The organism is Rickettsia japonica YH, assembly GCF_000283595.1.
GTDB lineage: Bacteria > Pseudomonadota > Alphaproteobacteria > Rickettsiales > Rickettsiaceae > Rickettsia > Rickettsia rickettsii.
On record NC_016050.1, the window covers coordinates 626,683 to 651,076 of the forward strand.

Consider the following 24,394-nt stretch of genomic DNA (forward strand, 5'->3'; position numbering starts at 1 on the left):
ATATTATTTAGAGCAGATGGTGAGTTAATAATAAATGGTGTGACCAGTTCAGTTTACGACCTCTGCAAATAACCAAGGCACACTGACAATACAAAGCGGTAATGTTAACGGTACGATTGGAGCTAACGGCAGCAGCTTAAAACTCGTAAATATCGGAGTAAACCCCCATTACGTTCTCAGCTAATGTATCTGTTCCCGTAGCTTTAAATAAGAATGGCTCTATCTTAGCTTTAGCAGATGGGGTTACGCTAACCGGTAACGTAGGAGCAAATGGAGCAGTACTTAGCACCGGCGGTGTAGGCGGTACATTGAATTTTATAGGTGATGGTAATGTAACTCAAAATATAGGTACGGATGCTGCAAATAGCCCTGCTAATATAAATATCCCTAACTTTACTTAATTCAGTAATATCCATTGCGGCAATTAATTTTTGTGTTTCTGCGGTATTTTCTTTCTATATAGTTCTTATTAATTCTTGATTTGAGGGTTGAAACCATCTAAACATAATTATTTTCTTATTAAATTCTATAAATTTTAATATTTTGTTAAAAATGAGCTTATAGATGGAATCACAATAAAAAGTTTTAAGGATACAATAGAAATTTAACTAAAAGTACGAACAAATGAGTTGAGGTTGCTTTAAGGAATATACAAAGTTAGTTTTTTATAATATTTAAAATTCGGAATTTAAAAGAGTTTAATATCACAATTAAAACAAAAGGCGAATAAAAGGAGCATATGAATTTTTTAGAAAACGACAGGAAATCCCGAAACCCTGAAAGGGCTTGGCGAGAGTGACGGGACTCGAACCCGCGACCTTCTGCGTGACAGGCAGATGCTCTAACCAACTGAGCTACACCCCCTTGTATACTCTTCTGCTTTTAAGAATTACTCTTTCATTTTATCAAGGATTGCATCCTCATCTATTAAGTATAGACTGCGGGTGCTCACCTCTCAAAATAAAATTCAATCCTTGAAATCATTTGGGTATACATAAAAGATAACAATGTATATAACAATTCTTCTATTTCTGCAAGAGTAAAATATCGTATTTTATCAAAAAATATACAGAACCTAACGTTTAGATTTTATAGCTTATTCCTAATATTATAATTACTAGATATCTCTATTAATCCAAATTAGTCACTACTAGTTGAAGCCTTGAAAATTATTATCCTTTTTAAGGACTTTGTTAAAAAAGAAAAACCTATTGGTTACATTTATATTAACAAGATCTTACTTTATTAAAAATTATTAGAGGTTTTATATGACTAAACCGTATGTCATTAAATGAACTACTCCTTTTGAGCGTATTAAACTTTATAATCCTATACCCGATATTGCTCTTAGAAGTGCTATTATTATGCAGGTAATAATAGATGCAATACTTTCTACCAAGAAAGAGGTAACAAAAGCAGAATATAACGCTAAAAAATGGTTTTTTGAAAATAATGAAAATTTTAATGCTACCTGCTTAGAAATCGGCATTGAGCCTAATTATGTAAGAAAGACTGCTAAAAAACTAATTAAATCGCAACAAAATAAGGATAAGCGTCCTAAACTCTACGGCTAAAGTTTAAATAAATTAATTTGTAATAAAACTTGAAATTACTCTAAATATAAATTAATTGTATAGGGGTTACTTAGTAACGCCTATATATTAATTATTTCAGATTATAAAGGTTATTTATGATTATTTCAGTTTCAGGTCAACATATTTCTATCGGTAATAATTTACAAGAATATTCAAAAGAGAGGGCTACGCAAGTCGTTAAAAAATATTTTACCGATATAATAAATATAGATATACATTTTTCAAAAGAGGGAATTAACTTTAAATGTGATATTATAGTAAAATATGGCTCAGGTAAACATAATATAGTCAAAAGTAATGATAGTTGTAGCGATATATATGTAGCTTTTGATAAAGCTATGTCAAAACTAGAAAAACAGCTTAGAAAATATAAATCAAAATTCAAAAATCATCATGCGGGTAAAGTAAAAATATCAGAAATTGCTTACGAAGGTACCAAATATATTATTAATCCGCAATCTGATAGTGAAACCTCTACCGCCGAAGATAATGATAATCCGGCAATTATCGCTGAAAAGCCTGTAGAAATATTAAAATTATCAGTAAAAGAAGCGGTAATGAAAATGGATTTAGAAGATTTACCTGCAGTAGTATTTAAAAATATAAATAATGATCGTATCAATATAGTTTATTATCGTAAAGACGGTAATATTTCTTGGGTAGATTATAATTAATGCTCATTATCCCTTACAAAGGGGTTACACCAAGAATCGATAAAAATGCATATATTACCAAAAGCAGCTCTTTAATAGGAGATGTTGAAATAGGTAGTAATTCAAGCATTTGGTTTAATACGGTTCTTAGAGGCGACGTTGAATCGATAAAAATAGGAAATAATACTAACGTACAAGATGGTAGTGTAATTTATACTTCAAGATTTAATAGACGGTAGAAATAGGCGAAACTATCGGTCATCTCTCTCTTATTCATGTCTGTACAATACATAATAATGCTTTTATCGGTATGAGTGCTACGATAATGGATTATGCAGTAATAGAAGAACATGCTTTTATTGCTGCAGGCAGTCTTATCCCGCCAAAGAAGATAATTAAATCTCAAGAATTATGGATGGGATCCCCTGCAAAATTTGTTAGATATTTAACCGATCAAGATTTAGAATATATGCAAGATCATGTAAGAAATTATGTAGAACTTGCAAATGTTTATAAGATACTCGTTTAATTTGAAAAATTGGCGTCGTCTATCTACTTTTCACGTATCAAGAGTATATAAGGAATCCTTAAATGCCTTAACCGTATTTTTAAGTAAAAACGCAATAGTCATAGGTCCGATGCCGCCTGGTACGGGAGTAATATATTGTACTTTAGACTGAACATTTTCAAAATCAACATCACCGATAATTTTATTGCCGCTAATTCTATTAATGCCTACATCAATTACTATAGATTCAGGATTAAAATATTCTGCAGTTAATTTTAAAGGTGAGCCTATTGCAGCAACGACAATATCGGCTTTAGAAGTAATAGAGCGTAAATTGTGTGTCTTAGAATGACAAATAGTAACACTGCAATTTTCTTTTAACAGTAAAGCACTTAAAGGTTTTCCTACTATATTTGAGCGTCCAATAATTACAACGTTTTTACCGGTTAAATTAGGTTCGTATTTTTTTATAACTGCAAGACAACCAAGAGCAGTGCAGGGAATAAAGCCTTGACTAATTCCGCTATGCAAGTAACCGACATTTAAAGGGTGGAAACCATCGATATCTTTGGAAGGTGATACTGCCGATAAAATTTTATTTTTATCTATGGAGCTTGGCAAAGGAAGCTGAACTATAATTCCTGAAATCTCGTTATCAAGGTTTAACTCATTGATTTTTGATATTAAATCATTAGTATGAATAGTAGCAGATAGATTTATTAATAAAGTATAAATTCCTATTTTATGTGCATTTTTTATTTTGTTTTTTACATAAATAATGCTTGCCGGATTATCGCCTACTAGGACTATAGCAAGCTTCGGTGAAGCGTTGGTTTGGCTTGTAAGGTCTTGAATTTCTAGCTTTAAGTCTGCTAGTATCTCATTGGCTAATGCTTTACCGTCAATTATATTATTCACTCTTATTTTTGTCTCCGTTCAGTTTTAACGTCATTGCAAGGAAATTACGTAAGTAATTGACGAAGCAATCTCAGGAGTTTGTTATTGTTTCATGAGATTGTCACGCTCTCTACGGTTGCTCGCAATGACGATCTCTTTATTTAGTAACACTCTTAGTTCTTTTCCCCGTATTTTTGGTAGTAGAATACTCAAAATGTAGAGCCTTGCCGTCAAATACTCTACTATAAGCATGATGAAGACTGCTTGCCGCTTCAGCAAAACCTGTAAGAATCAGCTTAAGCTTACCAACATAATGAGCAATATCGCCAATGGCGTAAATACCTGCTATATTAGTTTGATAATAGGAAGAGTCTACTTCAATATGGTGAAGCTTAACATTTAAACCCCAATTTGCTAAGCTACCTAAATCTTGTTTTAAACCAAAAAAAGGTAGTAATATATTGGCATCCAATTTGCGAGTATTATTTTGTAAATCTTTAACTATAACCGATTGAAGTCCACTATTATTACCATCTAAAGCATTTAATTGATAACCGGTTACTAACTCGATTTTATCGGTTTCTGCAATATGCCTTAATTGCCTTACGCTTTCAGGAGCTGCCGTAAATTTATCCCGCCTATGTACTAAATATATTTTATTTGCAATATCTGAAAGAGAAATAGCCCAGTCAACAGCCGAATCCCCGCCGCCTGCTATAACTATATTTTTACCCGCAAATTTGCTTTTATCATTGATGAAATAAAAAACCGACTTACTTTCAAAGTCTTCAATATTCGCAAGGGGCGGTTTGTTTGGACCGAATGAACCTGCTCCTGCTGCAATAATAATAACTTTGCTTTTAATAAGAGTGTTTTTTGAGGTTTTAATTTCAAAAAAATCATCTTGTTTATTTAGCTCTATAGCTTGCTGATTTAAATGATATATAGGGTTAAAAGGAGCTGCTTGAAGTTCTAACTGTTTTATTAGCTCTTCTGCTGCAATTTTAGGATATGCCGGTATATCGTAAATAGGCTTTTCAGGATATAGGGTAATACACTGACCACCGATAACTTCTTGTGCATCAATAACATGACATTTCATGCCAAGCATTCCTGCTTGAAAAATTGCAAATAATCCAACCGGACCGGCACCTATTATTACAACATCAGTATTATACATACTTTTTATATTTAAATTTTAAAAAGGATTTTATTGGATATTGAGGAAATAATCAATGGTTATATGAGTATATTTATAGAAATCCAACACTTGCGCAGGGGGATTTTTCAAAACTATCGGATATTATACTAGACAAGATGCATTTAAAGGTTGTGCTGCATTCCACTTTTCTTCTACGGGTTCTAATATATCTGCTTTTATCTCGGCTTTGTTTTTTAGCATACCGAATAATGAGATTTGTTTAGTATTTACAGGTAATATTGTGCTATTTCCCTATCTCTTTTGGTAATTATAATAGATTTTTTATCTGTTTGTAATTTTTCTATTATTGCAAGGCAATGAGATTTAAATTGACTGATTGCCATTTTAATAGTCATTTTATAACCTGCAAAAAATAAAAGTATTATTATACTATAATAGTCAAATAAAGTGGTCAATTATATTTCTATTTATAGCTAATTTGGGCTATATTCATTATATTTTAATGTAAAAAATAAAATTTAAAGAAAAACCAAAACAAATTCTGTGGGGAAAATATCATCAATTCATCTTTAAATATAACCATTTCTTAAACTAGCCTTGTAAAATCGTTAAACTTTGTAAAAGATTAATAATAGAAATTAATTATTTTTATTATAAATTATGAAAATTAAGATTCTACAAAATATTATCGGTTTTATTATCTTAACTATAAGTACGGGCAATAGTTTTGCCTCCTCCGCTAATGTTTTTTTTCCTTGTTAGTGCGATGGTTTTACCGTCTTGTATAGTTCGGCTACTCCTTTAGCTTTCGGTACGTATGTTCCAACTGTCGATACTCTGCAAACAAATACAATTATAATAAAGTGTACTTTAGGTACTAATTATACTCTATATTCTTGACTTTTAATTCTTTTGCCAGTGCCGCTATCATACCTGTCAATATATAGATAAACAAAGGTAATAGAATAGCAACTATGACGATACAAAAGAATGATTATGCACCTCAAAAGTTTCAATTAATTCGTTTAAAGTGTACATATAAAGATGGTATAGAAGAATATAAAGAAACTAAAGATTTAGTGGCAACTCCGGTAACATTTACCTTACATGATGGTAAAATAATACAATTGATACGGGTAGCTTTAAAAAACACACAGAATTATTTTACTAAAGCAAAAGACTATAGAATTTTTATAAAAGAATTACCTCGTAGAGTGAAGTTAGAGAATAGTGTTACCTCCACCGTAGATCTTGTTGTTCAGCATAGTATACCTATAACAATATCAGGTTAAAAATCTTTAAAACTAAATAAATTAAAGCAATGTGCTTTTTAAATACAATAATATCGGTTTTTATAGGTATTATTTTTTTATACCGGTGAGTTTTGCAGATGGAGTTATCTCTGAATCTCTTGGCGATACTTCGCCTTGAATCGCAGTGGATACAAACGTACATGAAGATCAGGAGTTAGGGTTATTGCCCCAATTACCTCTAGCAGTAGAATTTGAGAATAGCGCTAATGAAATTGCGGGTGAGAGTGAATTGATGGTTTCGTTAGAAGTTAATTATACCGAAACCGATATATTGCCGACTATAGTACAAAACGCCCAAGGTCATTATTTAATTCCTCTTGAAAATATAGAACATTTTGATGTTCAAGAAGATTATCTTAAGCAGGATTTAGTGAATTATCATGATACTGCATATATTAATTTAGATTTGCTTAAGGGTACTAAATATGATTTAAACTTTGAGAATTTAGATTTAAATATTACTTTTCCAGTGGAAAAAATGCAACCTCAATCATTTGATGCTTCAGGTGGTCCTATGAAGAACGTCGATACTAAACTTATTAGTGGGGTATATTTAAACTATGATGTGACTCTTAGTCCAAATGATGATATTAATTATTTAGCCGGAGTAGAGGAACTCAATTATTTCACTGAAAACGGTGTATATAGTCATAGTTTCTTATTTCAAACTGAAGCCGTTAAATCAAATTTTTCTAAAATCACAAATACCACAAAAAACCAAAATAAATTTACACGTTTAGACACAAATTGGACATATGAGAATGTGGATAAGATGACTAATTGGTGGGTAGGGGATAATAGCATAACTAAAGTGTCTTCTTGGTCTAATTCAACTAGATTTGCTGGTATTCAGTATGCTACTAATTTTGTAGTTAGACCGAATTTAGTTACCTATCCGTTACTGGATTTTAGAGGGAAATCAGAACTTCCAAGCAGTATAGAGATATTTTCAAATAGTATACCTATATATAATGCTAAAGCTCATATGGGGGATTTTGATATAACCAATATTCCCGGTTATCACCGGTAGAGGTGATTTAATAGTTAAAACGCAAGATATAACCGGCAAAGTTCAGACAATTACTATGCCTTATTACGCATCACCGAGTTTATTACGTCCCGGGCTTTCACATTTCTCTTACGAAGCAGGTTTTCAAAGACAAGATTTTACTATATATAGCAATGCTTATAAATATTTAGTTCTAAATACTGATTATATGCTTGGTATGAATGATTATTTAACAAGCGGCGGACATTTTGAATTTTTAAAAAATAATGGAGCAGTAGGGGGTACTAATAATTTAAAAATCGGAAATTTTTGCATTATAGGCATTTCATCTGCAAATAATATCAAAAATTTCGGTCGTTCTCAAAGAATTAATTGCAGCTATACTTATGAATCGGAATATTTTGATATTAATAGTAATTTAGATTGGAATAATAGTAATTATCAGGACGTATATAACTATCCCGATAAAATTTTCTCAAGTTTAAATTATCAGATTTCAGCTAGCTGCGGTAATACCGATTTTGGTAATATAAGTGTTAATTTTGTGTCTTTTGTCGTAAATAACACAATGCAAAAAGGTAAACGCTCAAATATATTATCATCAACTTATCAAAGAAGTATTACTAAAAAAGGTTTCTTAAGTTTTACTATAGGTACCAATTTAAACAGTAAACGTAAAAATAATTTTGCCTATATACCATTTAACTTAAATTTAGATTCCAATAAAAGCATTTCAGTGACCGATTTATATCAAAATACATATCATACCAAGCAACTTGGTATTTCCTCGCCGATTACTTCAAATATGGGATGGGGATATAATGCTAACCTGATCAAAGCTAAAGCTACAAATTACAATGTACAAGTTAACCGTAACGGTAAAAATAATGATATTGGAGTTTATCTGCAGAAAAATGATACCGAAATAATGAAACAGTTTAATATCAAAGGAGGAATTTTCTCTATTGATAAAAGCTATTATGAGACAAGACCGATTAACGGGGGTCTTGCTTTAATTAAAGTAAATAGTTTAAAGAATGTTGGGGTTTATAATAATAATCTATTAGCTAGCGGGTGATACCGATGATAAAGGTAAAATGCTTGTACCTAACTTAACACCGTATGTTCCTTCCGAAATAAGACTAGACGATGAAAATCTACTTCTTAATACAGAGTTTGAAGAAATTGCTTTGAAAGTTGCTCCAAGAACAAAATCAGCGGTATTATTAGACTTTAATATTAAAATAATTAAAAGCATTGAAATGATAGTATTTGATAGTAATAAACATTTTATTCTATTTGATAGTACGTGAGTATTGAAGGTTTAGATGAAGAAATATTTGTAGGCTATGACGGTAAGATATATATTAAAGATCTTGAATTATTAAACGGTTCTATTTGTGACGAGAATGAGGAGAATAATAAATGCTGTCATTTTAGCGTACCGGTTAATAGAGATTTAAATGACCCTGTAATTGATTTAGGCAAAGCAATATGCAAATGAAGACTTTATTGTTACTCCTGTGTGGACTAAAAACGCTCCGTTGTCATACCGTGGCTTGACCACCACGGTATGACAAATTCTTTTTAAGCAATGTCAAGAAATCAATAATAATATTATTAATCAACATGATTATATCAGGAAATGCTATGGCGTTACTTGCAACATGTAATCCTTCAGTTCCAACCGTAAATTTCGGTAGTTTTAATGTCGGTGCCGTTAGCACAAATTCCGTTACTGCTTCAGTTACTTGTAGTACTTTATTATCACTACTTGTTAGTTATACCATAACTTTTAGTACAGGAGCTGCTAATATTTATAACCCAAGAAATATGATTAATGGGGTACGTAAGCTGAATTATAATTTGTATAAAGATGCCGGTTTTACTCAAATCCTCGGTCACGGTACTAGTAGTACTGTAACATTTACCGATAGCTATACACTAGGTCTTGAACCGGTCACAAAAAACTATACCGTATATGCACGCCTGCCGTCACAACCTCTTGCTGCTGCCGGCACGTTTCAAGACACTATTACCGTAACCCAGCCATGGCTATATAATAAAAAATCTTTAAAATCAAAATTCTTCAGCCTAGGTTCTAACTTTGTTGCTTACATGGATTGACTCCTAGGGTGCTAGACATTGCTGTCCGGTATTATGAAGCTGTATTTTTATTATAATATCAAAAACAATTTAAGTTTTATATTACTATAACTACATTTAGTATTTTTAGTTACTTAATATTTTTAACTTAAATAAAGGTCGAATTTATGAAAAATGAAGCACAACACAATCAACCAACTCCAAAACATGGTCGAATAATATTCCCGCTTTACACAATGGGAAAAGTTTGTGTAGATAAGAAGCTAATAGATGAAGAGTGGAAACTTAACGAATTTGCAACAGGGAAAGGGAGTGATGAGCGTTTTGGAAATGATGTTGCAGGGGAACCGCTACCACTAGATGGGCATATTCTTAATGATGGGCGTACAGATTACAGATTGGGTCAATGCTACTAATCAAGAAATAAGAGCGGAATTAAAAGATCCAACGTTTAACTGGATAAACTATATCATTAGAAAGCGAGAAAAAACTTACAATAGAATGGAATTATACTGCGTCACATAAAACTTGCGGTTATATAGTGCAAATGACAAAAGCAGAGTTTACCTTTGAAAATAGACTAAAAACACTATGATTTAGAAGAAATTTATAGTGAACTTTCTGATAAATTTCCTTACTGGGATCATACATTAGCTCCTTCTAAAATGATTGAAGTAACTTTTCCAGATAGAGAGCCAGGATATTATGTTGCAGAAGTTGATTGGATAGTAGCCGACACACCACGTTTGTTGCATCGTTTATTGTTGAGGTTACACCGATAGGTCTCTTAATACGAATGATGGAGAATGTCTTTAACGTTATTCCCGTATAGATAAGGTCTTGTTGCATGGATCGGGTTTCTTTCTGTTACGCTGTGACTTGATCGTGAGATGACAGAGATGGAATCGATCCTTAAACTTATGTCTACGCGAAAATGCAACTGAGAACCGCGCAACGTTGCCTTACTTCCGCAGGATAAGACTGTTTGTGCCTTAAGAAAGCATAATATTTGTACAAACTATTCTATATAGTAATCAATAGTGATTTGTGTCAAGTCAAAAATCTAAAAAAAAATAAATATTTATATTGAATAAATTATTATTCTCGTGTCTACTTAAGTGAAGATTCTATACACTGAATATGGTGTCATTTTTTCAAAATAAGCATTATAAATAACGCCTACAACCCCATTAGTACCTATAATGAACACGCTTAAAAAAAATAAATTTCAAATCACTATAAACAACAACCATAACAATTTACTTACTCCTTTCGGTAAAGCTATTCTGCGAGATCGATATCTTATGAAAGGTGAGGATTTTCAAGATTTATTTGCAAGAGTTTCTAGTTATTATGCCGAAAATAAACAGCATGCTCAGAAGTTATATGAATATATGAGTAAAATGTGGTTTATGCCAGCAACACCAATCTTAAGTAACGGCGGAACGGATAGGGGACTTCCTATTTCATGCTTCTTGAATGAGACCGATGATAGCTTAGACGATATAGTAAATTTATGGACAGAAAATGTTTGGCTTGCTGCACGCGGTGGCGGGATTGGCAGTTATTGGGGTAATGTTCGTGCTATTAATGAAGGGATTCGTGATAAAGGTCATTCATCCGGTATTATACCGTTTATTAAAGTAATGGATTCTATGACTCTTGCTATTTCGCAAGGTTCTATTAGACGAGGTTCATCGGCTGTATATTTGCCTATTAATCACCCTGAAATTGAAGAATTTATCGATATAAGACGTCCGACAGGTGGGGATGTTAACCGTAAAGCTCTTAATATTCATCACGGTATAGCTATAACCGATGAATTTATGAAAGCAGTTGAAAACAATACGGATTTTGACCTTGTTAGTCCTGCTACCAAAAAAGTCGTAAATAAAGTTAGAGCAAGAGATTTATGGGTTAAGTTATTAACTACTAGAATAGAAACAGGTGAGCCTTACTTGTTATTTATCGATAGTGTTAATAAATCTATCCCTGAGCATCAAAAAAAATTAGGGCTTCAAGTTAAAATGTCTAATCTTTGTAGCGAAATTACATTGCCGACGGGAATTGACCATCTAGGAAAGTCAAGAACTGCTGTTTGCTGCCTTTCCTCTTTAAATTTAGAGTATTACGAAGAGTGGAAAGACGATAAAGAATTTATCCATTCTATTATGTTGTTCCTTGATAATGTTTTAGAAGACTTTATTAATAAAGCACCGGATACTATGGCAAGAGCTAAATATTCGGCTTTACGTGAGCGAAGCGTTGGACTTGGCGTAATGGGCTTCCACTCATTTTTGCAAATGAAAAAAGTACCGATAGAATCGGTTATGGCAAAAGTTTGGAATAAAAAAATATTTGAATATATATCTGCTGAAACTGATAAAGCCTCAATAGAAATCGGTAAAGAAAAAGGAGCATGTCCTGATGCTCTAGATGCAGGCAGTAATGAACGATTTAGTAATAAAACCGCAATAGCACCTACCGCCTCAATTTCGGTAATAGCAGGTAATGCCTCACCAGGAATAGAGCCGTTTGCCGCTAATAGCTTTGTACAAAAGACTTTAACCGGTTCTTTTAACGTGCGTAACAAACATTTAGAAAAGTTATTAGAGGAGAAAGGATTTAATAATGATCAAGTTTGGTCTTCGATTGCAACACATGAAGGATCAGTACAACATTTAACATTTTTATCCGAAGAAGAAAAACAGGTTTTCAAAACCGCTTACGAAATTGATCAGAATTGGCTAATTGAACTGGCAAGCGATCGTACTCCTTACATTACGCAAGCACAATCTTTAAACATCTTTTTACCGGGGAATGTTAGTAAGAAATATTTAAATAATATTCATTTTAAAGCCTGGACAAAAGGGGTAAAAAGTTTATATTACTGTAGATCTACATCAATACAGCGAGCCGATAAGGTCTCGCATGACGTATTAAAGGCCGATTTTAAAGATTTAGAGGAACAAAACGATAAGTTATCAGAAGCCGGTAACTACGAAGAATGCTTAGCTTGTCAGTAAGTATAATATAACTATTCAAAGATATTTTTAGACCCAACAAATGATGTAGCATTTAAAAAATTGTTTAAGGATAAAACAAGGTGACTAGGCTTTCTCAATAATATTATGAGGTTACCTGAAGAGTTAAGGATTATCGACCTTGAATATATTTCAAACGAACAAGTGCCGGATTTATGGCAGAATAAAAGGAGTATAGTAGACGAAAAAGTTCGAGATAACTCCGGCAATATTTATATTGTTGAGATGCAAAACGGCTATGCCAATGCTTTTTTAGCAAGAGTACAAATTTTACAGTTGTATAGCATTTTCTTCGCAATTAAAAAGAGGAAAAGAATATGCTGGTCTAGCTCCTGTAGTAATGGTAGTAATTACTTCTGGATTTCAGGCATTGCCCGAGGAAAAAGAATGTATTAGCTATCATCAAACTATTAATGTCGGCAACGGTAAGCATCAACTGAAATGCTTGTCTTACGTATTTGTTGAATTAGACAAATTTACCAAAGAAGCAGATGAGTTAGAAAGTTTAGAAGATGATTGGTTATATATGATGGCTAAATTCGATAGAGCAAAAGAACCCCCGCAACATACAAAAGATGAAAATAGTACTATCAGTTTATAAAACTATTGGATAATTTAACTGGAGTGAAGCAGAATATGATAATTATATTAAAGCGATGCTGGATACTCAAACGGAAGAGTTAAATCAAAAAAGTAAATATAATGAGGGGAAAGCTGAGGGTATTGCAATTGGAGACACTAGAAGAAATACAGAAATAGCAAAAGAAATGTTAGCGGATAATGAGCCGATAGAGAAAATAATTAAGTATACTAAGCTTTCAAAAGAAGAAATAGAAAAATTAAAAGAAAAAAATTATGTCACTACTTGATGCAAATCCAATTTATAAACCGTTTTCATATCCATGGGCATATGAAGCTTGGCACACTCAACAAAAAATTCATTGGCTACCGGAAGAAGTACCGCTTGCCGACGATGTTAAAGATTGGAAATATAACTTAACTCCAGGGGAAAAACATCTATTAACGCAAATATTTCGTTTTTTTACACAGGCAGATATTGAAGTAAATAATTGCTATATGAAGCATTATTCACGAGTATTTAAACCGACTGAAATATTAATGATGTTATCGGCATTTTCTAATATGGAAACGGTACATATCGCGGCATATTCACATTTACTTGATACGGTAGGTATGCCGGAAGTAGAATATTCAGCATTTCTTAAATATAAGGAAATGAAAGACAAGTATGATTATATGCAGCAATTCGGAGTGGATGCCAAAGAAGATATAGCAACTACACTCGCAGTATTTGGAGCTTTTACTGAAGGATTACAGCTATTTGCTTCTTTTGCGATCATGCTTAATTTCCCTCGTTTTAATAAAATGAAAGGTATGGGACAGATTATTGCTTGGTCAGTGCGTGATGAAACACTTCATACTAACTCAATTATTACTCTGTTTAAGACTTTTGTAAGAGAAAACCCTGAAGTTTGGACAGAAACTTTACGTAAACGTATTTATGCAGCTTGTACGACTATTGTGCATTTTGAAGATGCCTTTATTGAACTTGCTTTTGAAGTTGGCGGTATTGAGGGATTAACGGCATATGAAGTAAGACAATATATTCGTTATATTGCTGACCGTCGTTTAATGCAGCTAGGACTCAAAGATGTATATTTGGTAAATCATAACCCCCTTCCTTGGCTTGATGAAATGCTAAACGGAGTCGAACATACGAACTTTTTTGAAAATAGAGCAACTGAATATTCAAAAGCAGCGACTACCGGTTCATGGGAAGAAGTATTCACTGAGATGGACGCCAAAAGCGGAGGCTAAATAATATACTTAGATAGCACTTGAAAAATTGGCAGCTATGTCTTTGTAAGTCCTAGGATGCTGAACGTTTTGTGTCGAAGTATACACATTAACAACAACAATAACAAAAAATTAAAAAATACCTAATCTTTATTTTTAAAAATTTTTTAAAATAGATTTAGAATACTTAAACATTTCGAGTAATTTTATGGCTGTTATAAATAATAAAAACTATCAAAAAGTTGTAGAAAAAGTTTTATCTTCTTCTAAACTTAATAAAGTACTAAAGAGTGTAATTCAGGACTTATCATCTTCAAAGAGTATAAGCTTAAGAACGATATTACTCGGAGCAAGATTTATTTTAACTAATCCTGTAAATACTTATAATCTTGTTAAGCTTGCTAACTCTTCTAAGATATATCTTGATCCGGAATTTCAAAAATCACTTCTTAAACAATCTCCAATATGGGAATTTTTAAAAAAACATTCGGATGATTTGCCTAAAATAGGTCAAATCTTAGCAAATGCGGGCTTTAGAGAATTTCAAGATAAAAGTGCTTTAGATGCAAAGGGACTCGAAATACTAAAAGAATGTTTTAAAAATGAACAAGTACTTAAAAAACTTCAAGAAATTGCAGTTGAAGTAAAGCAAGAGCTACCAAACTGGAATAAAGTGACTTCTAGAACTTTAGATATGCTGGTTACCGATAAAAACTTCCAAAAATTCTTTAACGAAAAGAGTGAAGATATTACGAAATACATACGTACAGGAGCAACTGAAATACTTCCAAGCGATTATATAAAAACTTTTGATGATATATTACAAAAACCCGAAAAGAAAAATTTATTAAAAATATTTAATGAACATCCTGGGTTTAAACAAGAGCTGGCTAAAAATATAAACAATCCTAATACTCTAAAAAGATTTAATAAGTTATCTCCTGAAAAACAAATAATTATTGAAAATTTCTTAGAAGAAGCAAAAGAACAAGCTAAACCTTTCTTAAAAGAACATTTTGAAACCTACAAAATTGATCTTAAAATTTTAGATATTATTCCTACTTTATTAAATAAAATGCCTGAGACAAAAGAGATTTTTGATACTCTTAATGCTCCAAATCAAGGTGTAATGATATCTCTTGAGAAATCCTTAGAAATGGTAGCTGGTGATGATAAATTAAAAAGTTTTTTTGCTAATAATAAAACAATCTTACCAAATATTGCTTTAGGTATTATTGAAAATACTCCTAGCGTACAAAGCATAACAAAAGAATATAATTTTGATAAACAAATGCTTAGTATTGTAGGCGAAGTTATGTCAAAACCGGAAATTGCTTATGAGATTATTGCAGACTTAAATAAAGGTGATTATATGAGTTTAACCGGTAATATAATCTCCGCCCTTAATGATCCTTCATTTAAATTAAAAGATATATTAGTAGAGCAAAATAAAGGAGGTCTATTTGATAATTTAATTACAGGAGTTTTAGAACAAGATGCAAAAAATAGCCAAACTATAAAACAACAACTTATAAATTATGGTCTGGAAGCGAGTGATGTTACAAAGCTAACGAGCATCATGCCTATATTACTTGATAAATCTGAATCATTAAAAAAGGTTTTTCGAGATTTTATTAAAGGTGATTATACGGGAATGGCAAAAGAGTTAATAGCTTTAACTAAAGATAATCCTGAAATTAAAAAATATTTAAACAATAATAGAGAAATATTTGCAAGTATTTTAGATAAAACTTTAGTAGAAATACCAGGTATAAATAACCTTGATAAGAAAGAATTATATAATGTACTTCCATCAATGTTAAACCATCCTAATGAATTAGTTAAAATTATAGAAGAGGTTGAAAAAAGTAATTATCGTGGGGCTGCTAATGCTATGTATAATCTAGCTCAAAAAACAAATTATTTGGAAGGGCAATTGCCGAATATTATAAAAGCAGGTTTTAGCTATGCTACTGAAAAAGTAAAAGATGTATTTAGTCCATCACAAGATTTTAAAGATAAAACTATAGATGAAATTACTCTTAGAAATAATTTACATAAAATCCAAAATGGAAAATTCAGTTTAGAGGGAGCTATATTAGTAGGTAATTTATCTAATATCGACTTCTCAGGCGTATCATTAAAAAATGCAGATTTAACTAAAGTCACTTCTTTAAAAGATTGTAATTTTAAAAATATTAATTTAGCAGAAGCTAAATTACCTGATAATTTAATGCTACTTACTGATACTTACAATCTTGATAAGGCTATCCCTCCTTTAGTACCTAAACTAATTAAAGAACAACAAGCAAAATTAATTGATAAGGCAATTGATAAAGTATTTTTACAAATACAAGCTGAAGGAAAAAGAAATGTACTTAGTAAAAAAAAATTTGCTCAACAAGTAAAAAGATTATATGAAGAAAATCAAACGATTAAAGACTATATTATAGAAAAACTAAATTCACTACCTATGAATATGGTTACTAACCTAGCTACTCCTAGAACAAATCAATATAAACATATTACAAATCATGTACATTCTCCATTACAAATATTGAACCCTTTATATGAAAATATTACAAATAAACAAAATATTAAGAGTAATTTATTGGCAAATATTTTAAGCGAGAAAATATCACAAAAACTTTTTGATAAAGGTGATAATAGAGGTGAAGATTTTTACATGATGAATCAGATGCTAAAAACTATCGTTTCTGAATATTCTAAAGAAAATCCTGATAATATAAATAATTTTTTAGAGCCAAAAAATCTAGAAAAGTTAGCAAGTAATATTGCCTCTACTTTATATTCTAAATCTAAATATACTGGGGTAGGCACTATCACCGGTGGAATTTATTTACCAAAAGAAATCTTCAATGAACAGTTAAAAGATAACTTTAAAAATGAGTTCAAAAATATTAATAAATTAAATGTTTTAAAAGAAGCAAAAAATATAGTTTCAGATTTAGATAGTAAAGTGCATATAGTAGATAATCACGATAAATCACATGCTTACGCATCATTACCTACAAAAAGTAAACAAATACAAAGATAACTCCATAAATCTTAGATCAAATTGATTTAATTACCATATTATGTAATATAAATTAAAATATTTAAGTAGTGCTTAATTTATTTCTTTTAATCAATTTTAAGATAATTTAATGTTTCTGTAATTAAATATATTTCATTATTTTTATGGCAGTTACAAATTCCATTAAAGATATTAAATTAAAGAATTTTAATAAAACTATTAAAAGGACATTATCTTCTCCTGATGCAGAAAGGCATTGACAAGCTTTATTTATGACCTTGCATCTCCAAAGAAAAAAATATTACCAGTTAGTATAGGAGCATTATTAAAAGGCGCGAAGTTTGCCTTCACTAATCCCGTAAATAGTTATAATCTTGTTAAACTTACAAGCTCCTCTGATATATATCGTAATTCAAAATTTCAAAAATCTGTTCTTGAAAAATCCAAATATAGGATTTTCTAAAAAAGCATGCTGATGATTTACCAAAAATAGGACAAATCTTAGCAAAAGCAGGTTTTAGAGAATTTCAAGAAGGTAGTTTTCTAGATCACAAGGGTCTTACAACATTACAAGAATGTTTTAAAAATGATGCTGTACTTAAAAGCCTTCAAGACATTGCACTTGAGATAAAGCAAGAAGTACCGGACTATAATAAAGTAACTTCTAAAACATTAGGAATGTTATCCACGGATAAAAAATTGCTTAAAATTTTTTAATGAAAAAGGCAACGATATTGCGCATTACATAACTGCAATACTTCCAGGCAACTATATAAAAGCTTTTGATGATATATTACAAAAACCTCAAAGTAATGACACATATGCAAAAGTTATAAAAATATTTAATGAACATCCTGAGTTTAAAAAAGAGCTGGTTGAAAATATAAACAATCCTAATGCTCTAAAAAGGTTTAATAAATTATCTCCTGAAAAATAAATAATTATAGAAGGTTTCTTAATAGCAACTAAAGAACAAGCTAAACCTTTCTTAAAAGAATATTTTAAAAGCTATAAAGTTGATGTAGATACTATTCCTACTTTATTAAATAAAAAGCCTGAAACAACAGAGATTTTTGATACTCTGAATGCAAATCAAGGAGTAATGGTGGCTCGTGAGAAATCTTTAGAAATGGTAGTGGGTGAAGTTATGTCAAAACCGGAAATTGCACATGCTATTATTACAGATATAAATAAAGGCGATGATATGACAGTAACAAGCCGTGTAATTACTGCTTTTAACGAACCTTCATTTAAGTTAAAATATATTAGTAGAGCACAGTAAAGAGGGGTTATTCGATAATTTAATTAAAGGCATTTTAGAGCAAGATGAAAAAAAATAGCCAAACTATAAAACAGCAGCTTGAAAATTATGGACTAGAAACAAAAGATACTACAAAACTGATGAATGTAATGCCTATATTACTTGATAATCCTGAATAATTAAAAAAGGTTTTTGATGGATTTATTAAAATACGGGAATAGCTAAAGAATTGGTAATGTTAACTAAAGATAATCCTGAGATCAAAAAATATTTAAACGATAATAAGGAAATATTTACAGGTATTTTAGATAAAACTTTAAAAGATGTACCAGGTATAAATAAGCTCGATAAGAAAGAATTATATAGTATACTAACACCTATGCTCAATCAACCGGATAAGCTGATTCAAATCTTAGAAAATATTGAAAATAAAAAATATATTAATGTTGCTACTAGTACAGGTAGTTTAGTTTGGAAAGAAGGGCAAGCACTGAATATTATTAAACAAATACTAAATGTTGTTAAAGCGGGAGTTGGTTATTGTAATCAAAAATCTGATAAGAAACCAGAATTAGAAAATAAAGTTCCGGCTGATGTATTAAAAGAAGCACAAAGTATCGTCTCAAATTTAAATAGTAAGATTAATATTGTAGGACTAAGACAAATACACTTTCCATTACTCCTATTTCCAATAATAAAAAGAAAGAAGAAATACGTAGATAAGCTATATAGTTTTAAAAGGGTTTTTTAAAGTTTGAGTAAATTCTTCTTGGTTAGCATATTCCAATGTGATTTTATCTTGTATCTGATTTTTAAACCAAGTAACTTGTCTTTTAGCATACTGACGGGTTCGTATTTGAGCTGCATTTAAAGCCTCATCTAAAGTGAGATGGCCGTTTAAATAAGCTAAAATTTCTTTTACCCCTACAGCTTTCAAATGCGTATAATCTTTAGGAGCAAATTGCTTTTTTATTAAAGCTATTTCGTCAATTGCCCCTTCTTTAAATATCTTATTTAAACGCTCATCACATGTTTTATATAAAAACTTTCGCTCAGGATTTAAGAAAATAATTTTGAAATTAAAATCAGATAAGATTTGTTCTTTTGGCAAAGTTTGAAAAGAAAAGATAGACTTACCGGTTTGCATGAATACTTCATAAGCTCTAATTAAACGCTGAGTATCATTTTGGTTTATTTTAGAAGCAGCAAGCGGGTCAAGCTTCTCTAATTTACCCCATAATTCTATATTGCCTATTTTAACATATAAGTTTCTTACCTGTGCTCGTAAATCTTCTGATATATCAGGAATATTATTATAGCCAAAAACTAAAGAATTAATATATAAACCCGTTCCACCTATTAATATAGGTAGCTTACCCCTGTCGGTTATTTCTTTTATTTTTTCTGTCGCAAGTTTTAGATATTTTATTACCGAGAAATCTTCTGTCATTGATAAGAAGTTATATAAGTGATACAAGATTTCAGTTTTGTAGCTTTTCGGAGGGGAGGCGGTAATAATAGGAATTTCCTTATAAACCTGCATTGAGTCGATATTAATGATTTCGCCGTTATAAGCTTTAGCCAGTTCATGACCTAAATAAGACTTCCCGCTAGCAGTCGGTCCGCATAATATAATTATACTCTTCTGCTTTGAAGAATTGTTTCTGCAAAACTTCGGATCACCTATTAAATATAGGCTGTGCGTACTTGCTCCTCGTTTTACATTCCCATTCTCCAAATCATTTGAGTATATTTCTTTCTTTGTCACTTGTTTAACTAATAAATACGAACTTATATCGTTATTGCGAGAAGGCATTGTCTACAAAATCGTCATTGCAAGCCAGCATTTATGCTGGCGTGGCAAGCTCAGGAGTTTTTTTATATTATCTTATAAGATTGCCGCGTCGTTGCTAACGCAACTCCTCGCAATGACAGAAAAACCTATCCATGTAACAACGTCTCGCAGGAATGACCTCATACCCTTAAACGGTTTCATCAGTATTAATAGTATTTCCTCAAGTCTCAGTATTAGCACCATCTGCTGGTCCACTAAATATTATTGTACCAAGTTTGTTGTCATAACTAATAGTTGGACCACTAAATAAGCCCGCATCACTGTAGTCAATGGTCAGACTATTTAAACCGTTAGATGCGGCTATGTTACTGTTAAGAGGATTATCAGTAGGCTCAAGGTCTTTATGTTTTATTACTAATGGTGCCTCAATGTTAATATTTAATGTATTTGCACCTATTGGCGTTATTGTAACTAATTTAGTATCAACAAATGAGTGATTGATATCTGAGATTTTTCATATTATTTTTCTTTATATTAATTTAATGTAAGAAAAATATATAAAATAATATTTTAGAAAGCAATAATGTTTTAATAATTAATTAATAACCCGTATTTTTCAAGATATTTATTAATTATAGTGATTATTTCCTCTAAACCATTCTTACTATCTGATTCAGCCCTTGCAACTATAATAGATTCGGTATTAGAGCTACGCAAGAGCCACCAACCATGTGCAGTATTTACCCGTACACCGTCTATATCATTAAACTCTATTTTCTCTTCTAATGATTTTGCTTTAATCTCTTTAATAATTTGTAATTTTAACTCTGAAGGAACAAAAATTTTAATTTCCGGTGTACTATAGCTTTTCGGTACATCCTCTATTATCTCATCTAGAGTTTTACTTGATCTACTAAGTAAATCTAAAAATCTAAGAGCTGCATAAATTGCATCGTCAAAACCAAAATATTTATCGGCAAAGAATATATGCCCGCTCATTTCGCCAGCGAGTAAAGCCTTTGTCTCAAGCATTTTGCTTTTAATAAAAGGATGACCTGTTCGCCATATTATAGGATGTCCTCCATATGATTTTATTTTAGCGACTATAAATTGGCTGACTTTTACATCAACTATTATAGTTGCGTTTGGATTTTCCTTTAAAATATCCTCAGCAAAAATGCATAAAATTTGATCACCGAATAATATTTTACCGCTTGAGCTTATAATGCCGATTCTATCACCGTCACCGTCAAAAGCTATACCAAGGTCACAATTTTGTTCTTTAACCACTTTTATTAGCTCCTGCAAATTAGCAGGATTTGTAGGATCAGGATGATGACTTGGAAAATTCCCGTCAATCTTACTATGTATGATTATATTCTTGTTTGAGAGATGCTTTTTAAGTTCTTCAACAATATCGCCGGTTGCTCCATTTCCACAATCCCAAGCTACTTTTAATTTTGGATTAATGTTTATTCCATCTAAAATACGTTTTAGGTATTTAGATTGTATATTATGGATTCCTGCTTTCGCAGAAATGACATAAGGGGATGCTGGTGTGGTATTGGAGTAGTTATCCAAAATCTTAGTCAATAACTCCTGTATCTGATCACCGAAAAAAGGTTTACCCTTTTGTAGTATTTTAAAGCCGTTATCGTCACGAGGATTGTGTGACCCCGTGACCATAATACTACCGGCGGGCGTAAAGTGTTTATCGGCAAAATATAAAACTGGTGTTGGAACTACGCCAATATTTATGATTTCAGCCCCTGCATTAGTTAATCCTAGTTCTAAAGCTTTACAAAGGTTAGGGGAGCTAAGCCGACCGTCTAAACCGACACAGATTTTATCGTTATCTTTCATTATAGTCATCTCGGCAAAACCAAAGCCGATTTTATAAGCTACTTCTTCCGTTAAATCTTTAAGGCTATTGCCTCTTATATCATAAGCCCTAAAAATTTCTTTGTTAATTTGCATAGAAAACTGTTTTGAATATTATTACATTGTCATTCCTACAAAAGAGCCTTGTTGCATGGCTCAGAAAACCTACTCGATGTTATCCCCGCCTACGCGGGAATGACATAAAACAATCCATGCAACAACACCTGCAAGTCGCTCACAATGACGAATTTGCATAGTCTAGAAACTAAAGTTCTCACCTAAATACACTTCCTTAACTTTCTTGCTATTTGCTATTTCCTTAGCACTTCCTTCTAATAATACTTTACCTTCAAAAATAACATAAGCACGGTCGACTATATCTAGAGTATCACGTACGTTATGGTCGGTAATTAATATACCTATATTAAATTCACGTAAATAAGTAATTAGATTTTTGATATCGGAAATAGCAAGCGGGTCAATACCGGCAAGCGGTTCATCAAGCATGATAAATTTAGGCTCTATTGCAAGTGCACGTGCAATCTCAAGCCTACGCCTTTCACCGCCTGATAAGCTAGCAGCGGATAAATCTTTTAAATGAACTATCGAAAACTTCTCTAACAAATTATGGGTTTTTTGTTCAATTACTTCTTTATCATTGTCAGATATCTCAACTACAGCCTTAATATTATCTTCAACCGACAATTCCCGAAATATCGAAGGTTCTTGAAGAAGATAGCCGAGTCCAAGCCTTGCTCGTAAATAAATAGGCAAGTTGGTAATATTTATATCATTTAAAAGTAATTGCCCTGAGTCCAGTTTCATTAAACCGATAATAATGTTAAAGCAAGTTGTTTTACCGGCTCCATTCGGACCGAATAAACCAACTATCTCTCCTTGTTTTATATTCAGAGATATATCAGTTAATATATTCCTTTTTTTGTAGGATTTTGATATATTTTTAACGTGTAAGCTGTCCATCTTTTTTATTTGTTAAGATTTTGTTGTGTGGATTAATTTTCAACGTCATTGCGAAAAAATTACGTAAGTAATTGACGAAGCAATCCAGTTAAAAATATTAATCTTTAGCATTTTTTAAATTATTTTCTGGATTGTCACACTTCTTACAATCGCTTGCAATGACGTACCAACGGTAAATAGCTCTATTTTTTAATAATATCTACATAGTAGATTAGTTTATTAGTTTTTAACACATTATCGTCACGCTGTAATATTACATTACCAAGTAGAATAAGTTGTTTATTATCGCAAAAATATTTAGCACTATCTGCAAGTAATAATTCATTATTTATTTTTCTTTCTACAGTCAATTTAGTAGGGACAACTATATGATCAATAGTTTGCTTTTTATCTATTGTTTTATAAAAAATATATAATTCTTTCGTTCTAAGTATCGCATTATCGAAGTAAACAATAACATTTCCAAGATATGCTGCTTTTTGTTTGGTTCTATCAATAATTAAACTATCAGATGTGATATGTAAATTTGAAATATTTTTATCATTAGCATATATTATGGTACTAATTATAAGAAGTAACACAAGTTTAATAATAGACATCTTTCCAAACTTCGCTTCTAGAGATAATTTAGACGTCGAATCGATACTCGTATCCTCAAGTACTTCTTTGTACGCCGCGGTGCTGCGTTCCATGTCTCCTTTAAATTCCTCTCTATAAGCTGGTTTGCAAGATTTCTAATCCGATAAATCGATGATTGTAGAGACATTGCCTTTAAAAATTATAATATTATTTTCATCTTTTGTATTAAAACTATCCGAAGTAATTGAAGAGTTTTTGTAAAGTAACTTAGCAGGGGAATGACCGGTTATATTCTTATTTACTAAATCAATCCTTGCATCATTAGTGTTAAATATGATCTCATCAAAAAAAAGTTTTACATCGTTTTTTAAATCTAATATGTTTGATTCTTCATCTAAAAAGCCTTCTTTCGCATTGATAATAAGAGTTTGGTCTTGATTTACGTTATAAATAACATTTATTATATCTAGTTTATATTTGTTATTCGACTCCTTTATAGCTCGTTCAGTTTTAATCTTATACGCATTTAAATTTTTATTTACTCCTTCAAAAATTGAATCTTTCAATATAATATTATACTTTAAATCAAAATTTTTATTATCTTTTAAACTTTTTTTTGTAACGTTAATATCGTTTTCTTCATGAATATAACCACTTTTAATTAATATATATCCTATATACAAAATTCCAACTGTTATTAAAAGATATACAGATTTCCAAATTTTTTTCGCCGTTTATAAGAAGAGGGCATAGAT

22 protein-coding genes, 1 tRNA gene and 5 pseudogenes are annotated in these 24,394 nt (G+C 31.3%); 18 read left to right on the forward strand and 10 right to left on the reverse strand.

What is annotated here, in order from left to right; all coding sequences use genetic code 11:
- Positions 1–136 precede the first annotated feature (136 nt).
- Together RJP_RS09775 and RJP_RS03335 are read right to left on the reverse strand one after the other, a co-directional pair.
- Complete coding sequence (locus RJP_RS09775; protein WP_172413260.1) at positions 137–289, reverse strand: hypothetical protein; 153 nt, start codon at positions 287–289, stop codon at positions 137–139.
- A 498-nt stretch (positions 290–787) separates the two neighbouring features.
- Positions 788–864 (reverse strand) — tRNA-Asp (locus tag RJP_RS03335).
- Between the two features lie 449 nt (positions 865–1,313).
- Here RJP_RS03335 and RJP_RS03340 point away from each other — a divergent pair.
- The 3 genes and pseudogenes from RJP_RS03340 to RJP_RS10450 all read left to right on the forward strand — a co-directional run bounded on the left by RJP_RS03340 (position 1,314) and on the right by RJP_RS10450 (position 2,777).
- Entirely contained in the window at positions 1,314–1,574 is a 261-nt protein-coding gene (locus RJP_RS03340) for a hypothetical protein (protein ID WP_225981312.1), read from the forward strand.
- A gap of 116 nt (positions 1,575–1,690) precedes the next feature.
- Positions 1,691–2,269 carry a ribosome hibernation-promoting factor, HPF/YfiA family gene (gene hpf, locus RJP_RS03345; RefSeq protein WP_014120802.1) on the forward strand — a complete coding sequence of 193 codons (579 nt, stop codon included), beginning with the start codon at positions 1,691–1,693 and terminating at the stop codon, positions 2,267–2,269.
- Positions 2,269–2,777, forward strand: a pseudogene (locus RJP_RS10450) (gamma carbonic anhydrase family protein). Before hpf ends, RJP_RS10450 begins: the two are co-directional and overlap by 1 nt.
- A gap of 30 nt (positions 2,778–2,807) precedes the next feature.
- Here RJP_RS10450 and folD read toward each other — a convergent pair.
- Both folD and RJP_RS03365 read right to left on the reverse strand, forming a co-directional pair.
- A complete protein-coding gene (folD, locus tag RJP_RS03360) occupies positions 2,808–3,674 on the reverse strand; it encodes a bifunctional methylenetetrahydrofolate dehydrogenase/methenyltetrahydrofolate cyclohydrolase FolD (RefSeq protein ID WP_014120803.1) in 867 nt (288 codons plus the stop codon).
- A gap of 136 nt (positions 3,675–3,810) precedes the next feature.
- Positions 3,811–4,833 (reverse strand): NAD(P)/FAD-dependent oxidoreductase, encoded by a 1,023-nt coding sequence (locus tag RJP_RS03365; RefSeq protein ID WP_014120804.1) that lies wholly within the window; start codon positions 4,831–4,833, stop codon positions 3,811–3,813.
- Between the two features lie 642 nt (positions 4,834–5,475).
- Between RJP_RS03365 and RJP_RS11650 the strand changes: the two are divergent.
- The 15 genes and pseudogenes from RJP_RS11650 to RJP_RS10460 form a co-directional block, all read left to right on the forward strand.
- A pseudogene (locus tag RJP_RS11650) lies at positions 5,476–5,706 on the forward strand (spore coat protein U domain-containing protein); the annotation flags it as partial.
- 83 nt (positions 5,707–5,789) lie between these two features.
- A complete protein-coding gene (locus RJP_RS03380) occupies positions 5,790–6,107 on the forward strand; it encodes a molecular chaperone (RefSeq protein ID WP_014120805.1) in 318 nt (105 codons plus the stop codon).
- A 145-nt stretch (positions 6,108–6,252) separates the two neighbouring features.
- Positions 6,253–7,158, forward strand: coding sequence for a fimbria/pilus outer membrane usher protein (locus RJP_RS10455; RefSeq protein ID WP_225981209.1), 906 nt, complete (start codon positions 6,253–6,255; stop codon positions 7,156–7,158).
- A 55-nt stretch (positions 7,159–7,213) separates the two neighbouring features.
- Positions 7,214–8,215, forward strand: a complete 1,002-nt coding sequence (locus tag RJP_RS09050; RefSeq protein WP_186822685.1) for a fimbria/pilus outer membrane usher protein — start codon at positions 7,214–7,216, stop codon at positions 8,213–8,215.
- Between the two features lie 19 nt (positions 8,216–8,234).
- Positions 8,235–8,450, forward strand: coding sequence for a hypothetical protein (locus RJP_RS03410; protein ID WP_037215315.1), 216 nt, complete (start codon positions 8,235–8,237; stop codon positions 8,448–8,450).
- Positions 8,447–8,641 carry a hypothetical protein gene (locus RJP_RS03415; protein ID WP_024704551.1) on the forward strand — a complete coding sequence of 65 codons (195 nt, stop codon included), beginning with the start codon at positions 8,447–8,449 and terminating at the stop codon, positions 8,639–8,641. The genes RJP_RS03410 and RJP_RS03415 overlap by 4 nt, the downstream gene beginning before the upstream one ends.
- Positions 8,642–8,766: 125 nt before the next feature.
- Positions 8,767–9,264, forward strand: a complete 498-nt coding sequence (locus RJP_RS03420; protein ID WP_172413261.1) for a Csu type fimbrial protein — start codon at positions 8,767–8,769, stop codon at positions 9,262–9,264.
- Positions 9,265–9,410: 146 nt separating this feature from the next.
- Positions 9,411–9,768, forward strand: a pseudogene (locus RJP_RS11555) (chitin-binding protein).
- A 677-nt stretch (positions 9,769–10,445) separates the two neighbouring features.
- On the forward strand, positions 10,446–12,269 hold the full coding sequence (locus tag RJP_RS03430; protein WP_014120807.1) for a ribonucleoside-diphosphate reductase subunit alpha: 1,824 nt from the start codon (positions 10,446–10,448) through the stop codon (positions 12,267–12,269).
- 105 nt (positions 12,270–12,374) lie between these two features.
- Positions 12,375–12,683, forward strand: a complete 309-nt coding sequence (locus RJP_RS09785) for a PD-(D/E)XK nuclease family transposase (protein WP_172413262.1) — start codon at positions 12,375–12,377, stop codon at positions 12,681–12,683.
- Positions 12,568–12,888 (forward strand): PD-(D/E)XK nuclease family transposase, encoded by a 321-nt coding sequence (locus RJP_RS09790; protein ID WP_172413272.1) that lies wholly within the window; start codon positions 12,568–12,570, stop codon positions 12,886–12,888. Before RJP_RS09785 ends, RJP_RS09790 begins: the two co-directional genes overlap by 116 nt.
- 55 nt (positions 12,889–12,943) lie before the next feature.
- Entirely contained in the window at positions 12,944–13,156 is a 213-nt protein-coding gene (locus tag RJP_RS09795; protein ID WP_172413263.1) for a hypothetical protein, read from the forward strand.
- Positions 13,143–14,126, forward strand: a complete 984-nt coding sequence (locus RJP_RS03445; RefSeq protein WP_014120808.1) for a ribonucleotide-diphosphate reductase subunit beta — start codon at positions 13,143–13,145, stop codon at positions 14,124–14,126. Before RJP_RS09795 ends, RJP_RS03445 begins: the two co-directional genes overlap by 14 nt.
- Positions 14,127–14,313: 187 nt before the next feature.
- Positions 14,314–17,163: a pentapeptide repeat-containing protein gene (locus tag RJP_RS03450; protein WP_014120809.1), complete on the forward strand. Its 2,850-nt coding sequence runs from the start codon at positions 14,314–14,316 to the stop codon at positions 17,161–17,163.
- 143 nt (positions 17,164–17,306) lie between these two features.
- Positions 17,307–18,956, forward strand: a pseudogene (locus RJP_RS10460) (pentapeptide repeat-containing protein); the annotation flags it as partial.
- Between the two features lie 171 nt (positions 18,957–19,127).
- Here the strand turns inward: RJP_RS10460 and miaA are convergent.
- The 6 genes and pseudogenes from miaA to lptC all read right to left on the reverse strand — a co-directional run bounded on the left by miaA (position 19,128) and on the right by lptC (position 24,390).
- Complete coding sequence (gene miaA, locus RJP_RS03465; RefSeq protein WP_014120810.1) at positions 19,128–20,219, reverse strand: tRNA (adenosine(37)-N6)-dimethylallyltransferase MiaA; 1,092 nt, start codon at positions 20,217–20,219, stop codon at positions 19,128–19,130.
- Positions 20,220–20,418: 199 nt separating this feature from the next.
- Complete coding sequence (locus tag RJP_RS11325; RefSeq protein WP_096368103.1) at positions 20,419–20,709, reverse strand: hypothetical protein; 291 nt, start codon at positions 20,707–20,709, stop codon at positions 20,419–20,421.
- A gap of 77 nt (positions 20,710–20,786) precedes the next feature.
- A complete protein-coding gene (locus RJP_RS03470) occupies positions 20,787–22,175 on the reverse strand; it encodes a phosphomannomutase/phosphoglucomutase (protein WP_014120811.1) in 1,389 nt (462 codons plus the stop codon).
- Between the two features lie 162 nt (positions 22,176–22,337).
- A complete protein-coding gene (gene lptB / locus RJP_RS03475) occupies positions 22,338–23,060 on the reverse strand; it encodes an LPS export ABC transporter ATP-binding protein (RefSeq protein WP_014120812.1) in 723 nt (240 codons plus the stop codon).
- Positions 23,061–23,242: 182 nt separating this feature from the next.
- Positions 23,243–23,659: an LptA/OstA family protein gene (locus tag RJP_RS03480; protein ID WP_410524374.1), complete on the reverse strand. Its 417-nt coding sequence runs from the start codon at positions 23,657–23,659 to the stop codon at positions 23,243–23,245.
- A gap of 135 nt (positions 23,660–23,794) precedes the next feature.
- A pseudogene (lptC, locus tag RJP_RS03485) lies at positions 23,795–24,390 on the reverse strand (LPS export ABC transporter periplasmic protein LptC).
- Positions 24,391–24,394 lie beyond the last annotated feature (4 nt).

Coding starts and splice junctions, on each gene's coding strand:
- hpf (WP_014120802.1), top strand. CDS start 1,691: ATGATTATTTCAGTTTCAGGTCAACATATTTCTATCGGTAATAATTTA.
- RJP_RS03365 (WP_014120804.1), bottom strand. CDS start 4,833: ATGTATAATACTGATGTTGTAATAATAGGTGCCGGTCCGGTTGGATTA.
- RJP_RS03380 (WP_014120805.1), top strand. CDS start 5,790: ATGACGATACAAAAGAATGATTATGCACCTCAAAAGTTTCAATTAATT.
- RJP_RS09050 (WP_186822685.1), top strand. CDS start 7,214: ATGCCTTATTACGCATCACCGAGTTTATTACGTCCCGGGCTTTCACAT.
- RJP_RS03410 (WP_037215315.1), top strand. CDS start 8,235: ATGCTTGTACCTAACTTAACACCGTATGTTCCTTCCGAAATAAGACTA.
- RJP_RS03420 (WP_172413261.1), top strand. CDS start 8,767: ATGATTATATCAGGAAATGCTATGGCGTTACTTGCAACATGTAATCCT.
- RJP_RS03430 (WP_014120807.1), top strand. CDS start 10,446: ATGAACACGCTTAAAAAAAATAAATTTCAAATCACTATAAACAACAAC.
- RJP_RS09785 (WP_172413262.1), top strand. CDS start 12,375: ATGAGGTTACCTGAAGAGTTAAGGATTATCGACCTTGAATATATTTCA.
- RJP_RS09795 (WP_172413263.1), top strand. CDS start 12,944: ATGCTGGATACTCAAACGGAAGAGTTAAATCAAAAAAGTAAATATAAT.
- RJP_RS03445 (WP_014120808.1), top strand. CDS start 13,143: ATGTCACTACTTGATGCAAATCCAATTTATAAACCGTTTTCATATCCA.
- RJP_RS03450 (WP_014120809.1), top strand. CDS start 14,314: ATGGCTGTTATAAATAATAAAAACTATCAAAAAGTTGTAGAAAAAGTT.
- miaA (WP_014120810.1), bottom strand. CDS start 20,219: ATGCCTTCTCGCAATAACGATATAAGTTCGTATTTATTAGTTAAACAA.
- RJP_RS03470 (WP_014120811.1), bottom strand. CDS start 22,175: ATGCAAATTAACAAAGAAATTTTTAGGGCTTATGATATAAGAGGCAAT.
- lptB (WP_014120812.1), bottom strand. CDS start 23,060: ATGGACAGCTTACACGTTAAAAATATATCAAAATCCTACAAAAAAAGG.
- RJP_RS03480 (WP_410524374.1), bottom strand. CDS start 23,659: ATGTCTATTATTAAACTTGTGTTACTTCTTATAATTAGTACCATAATA.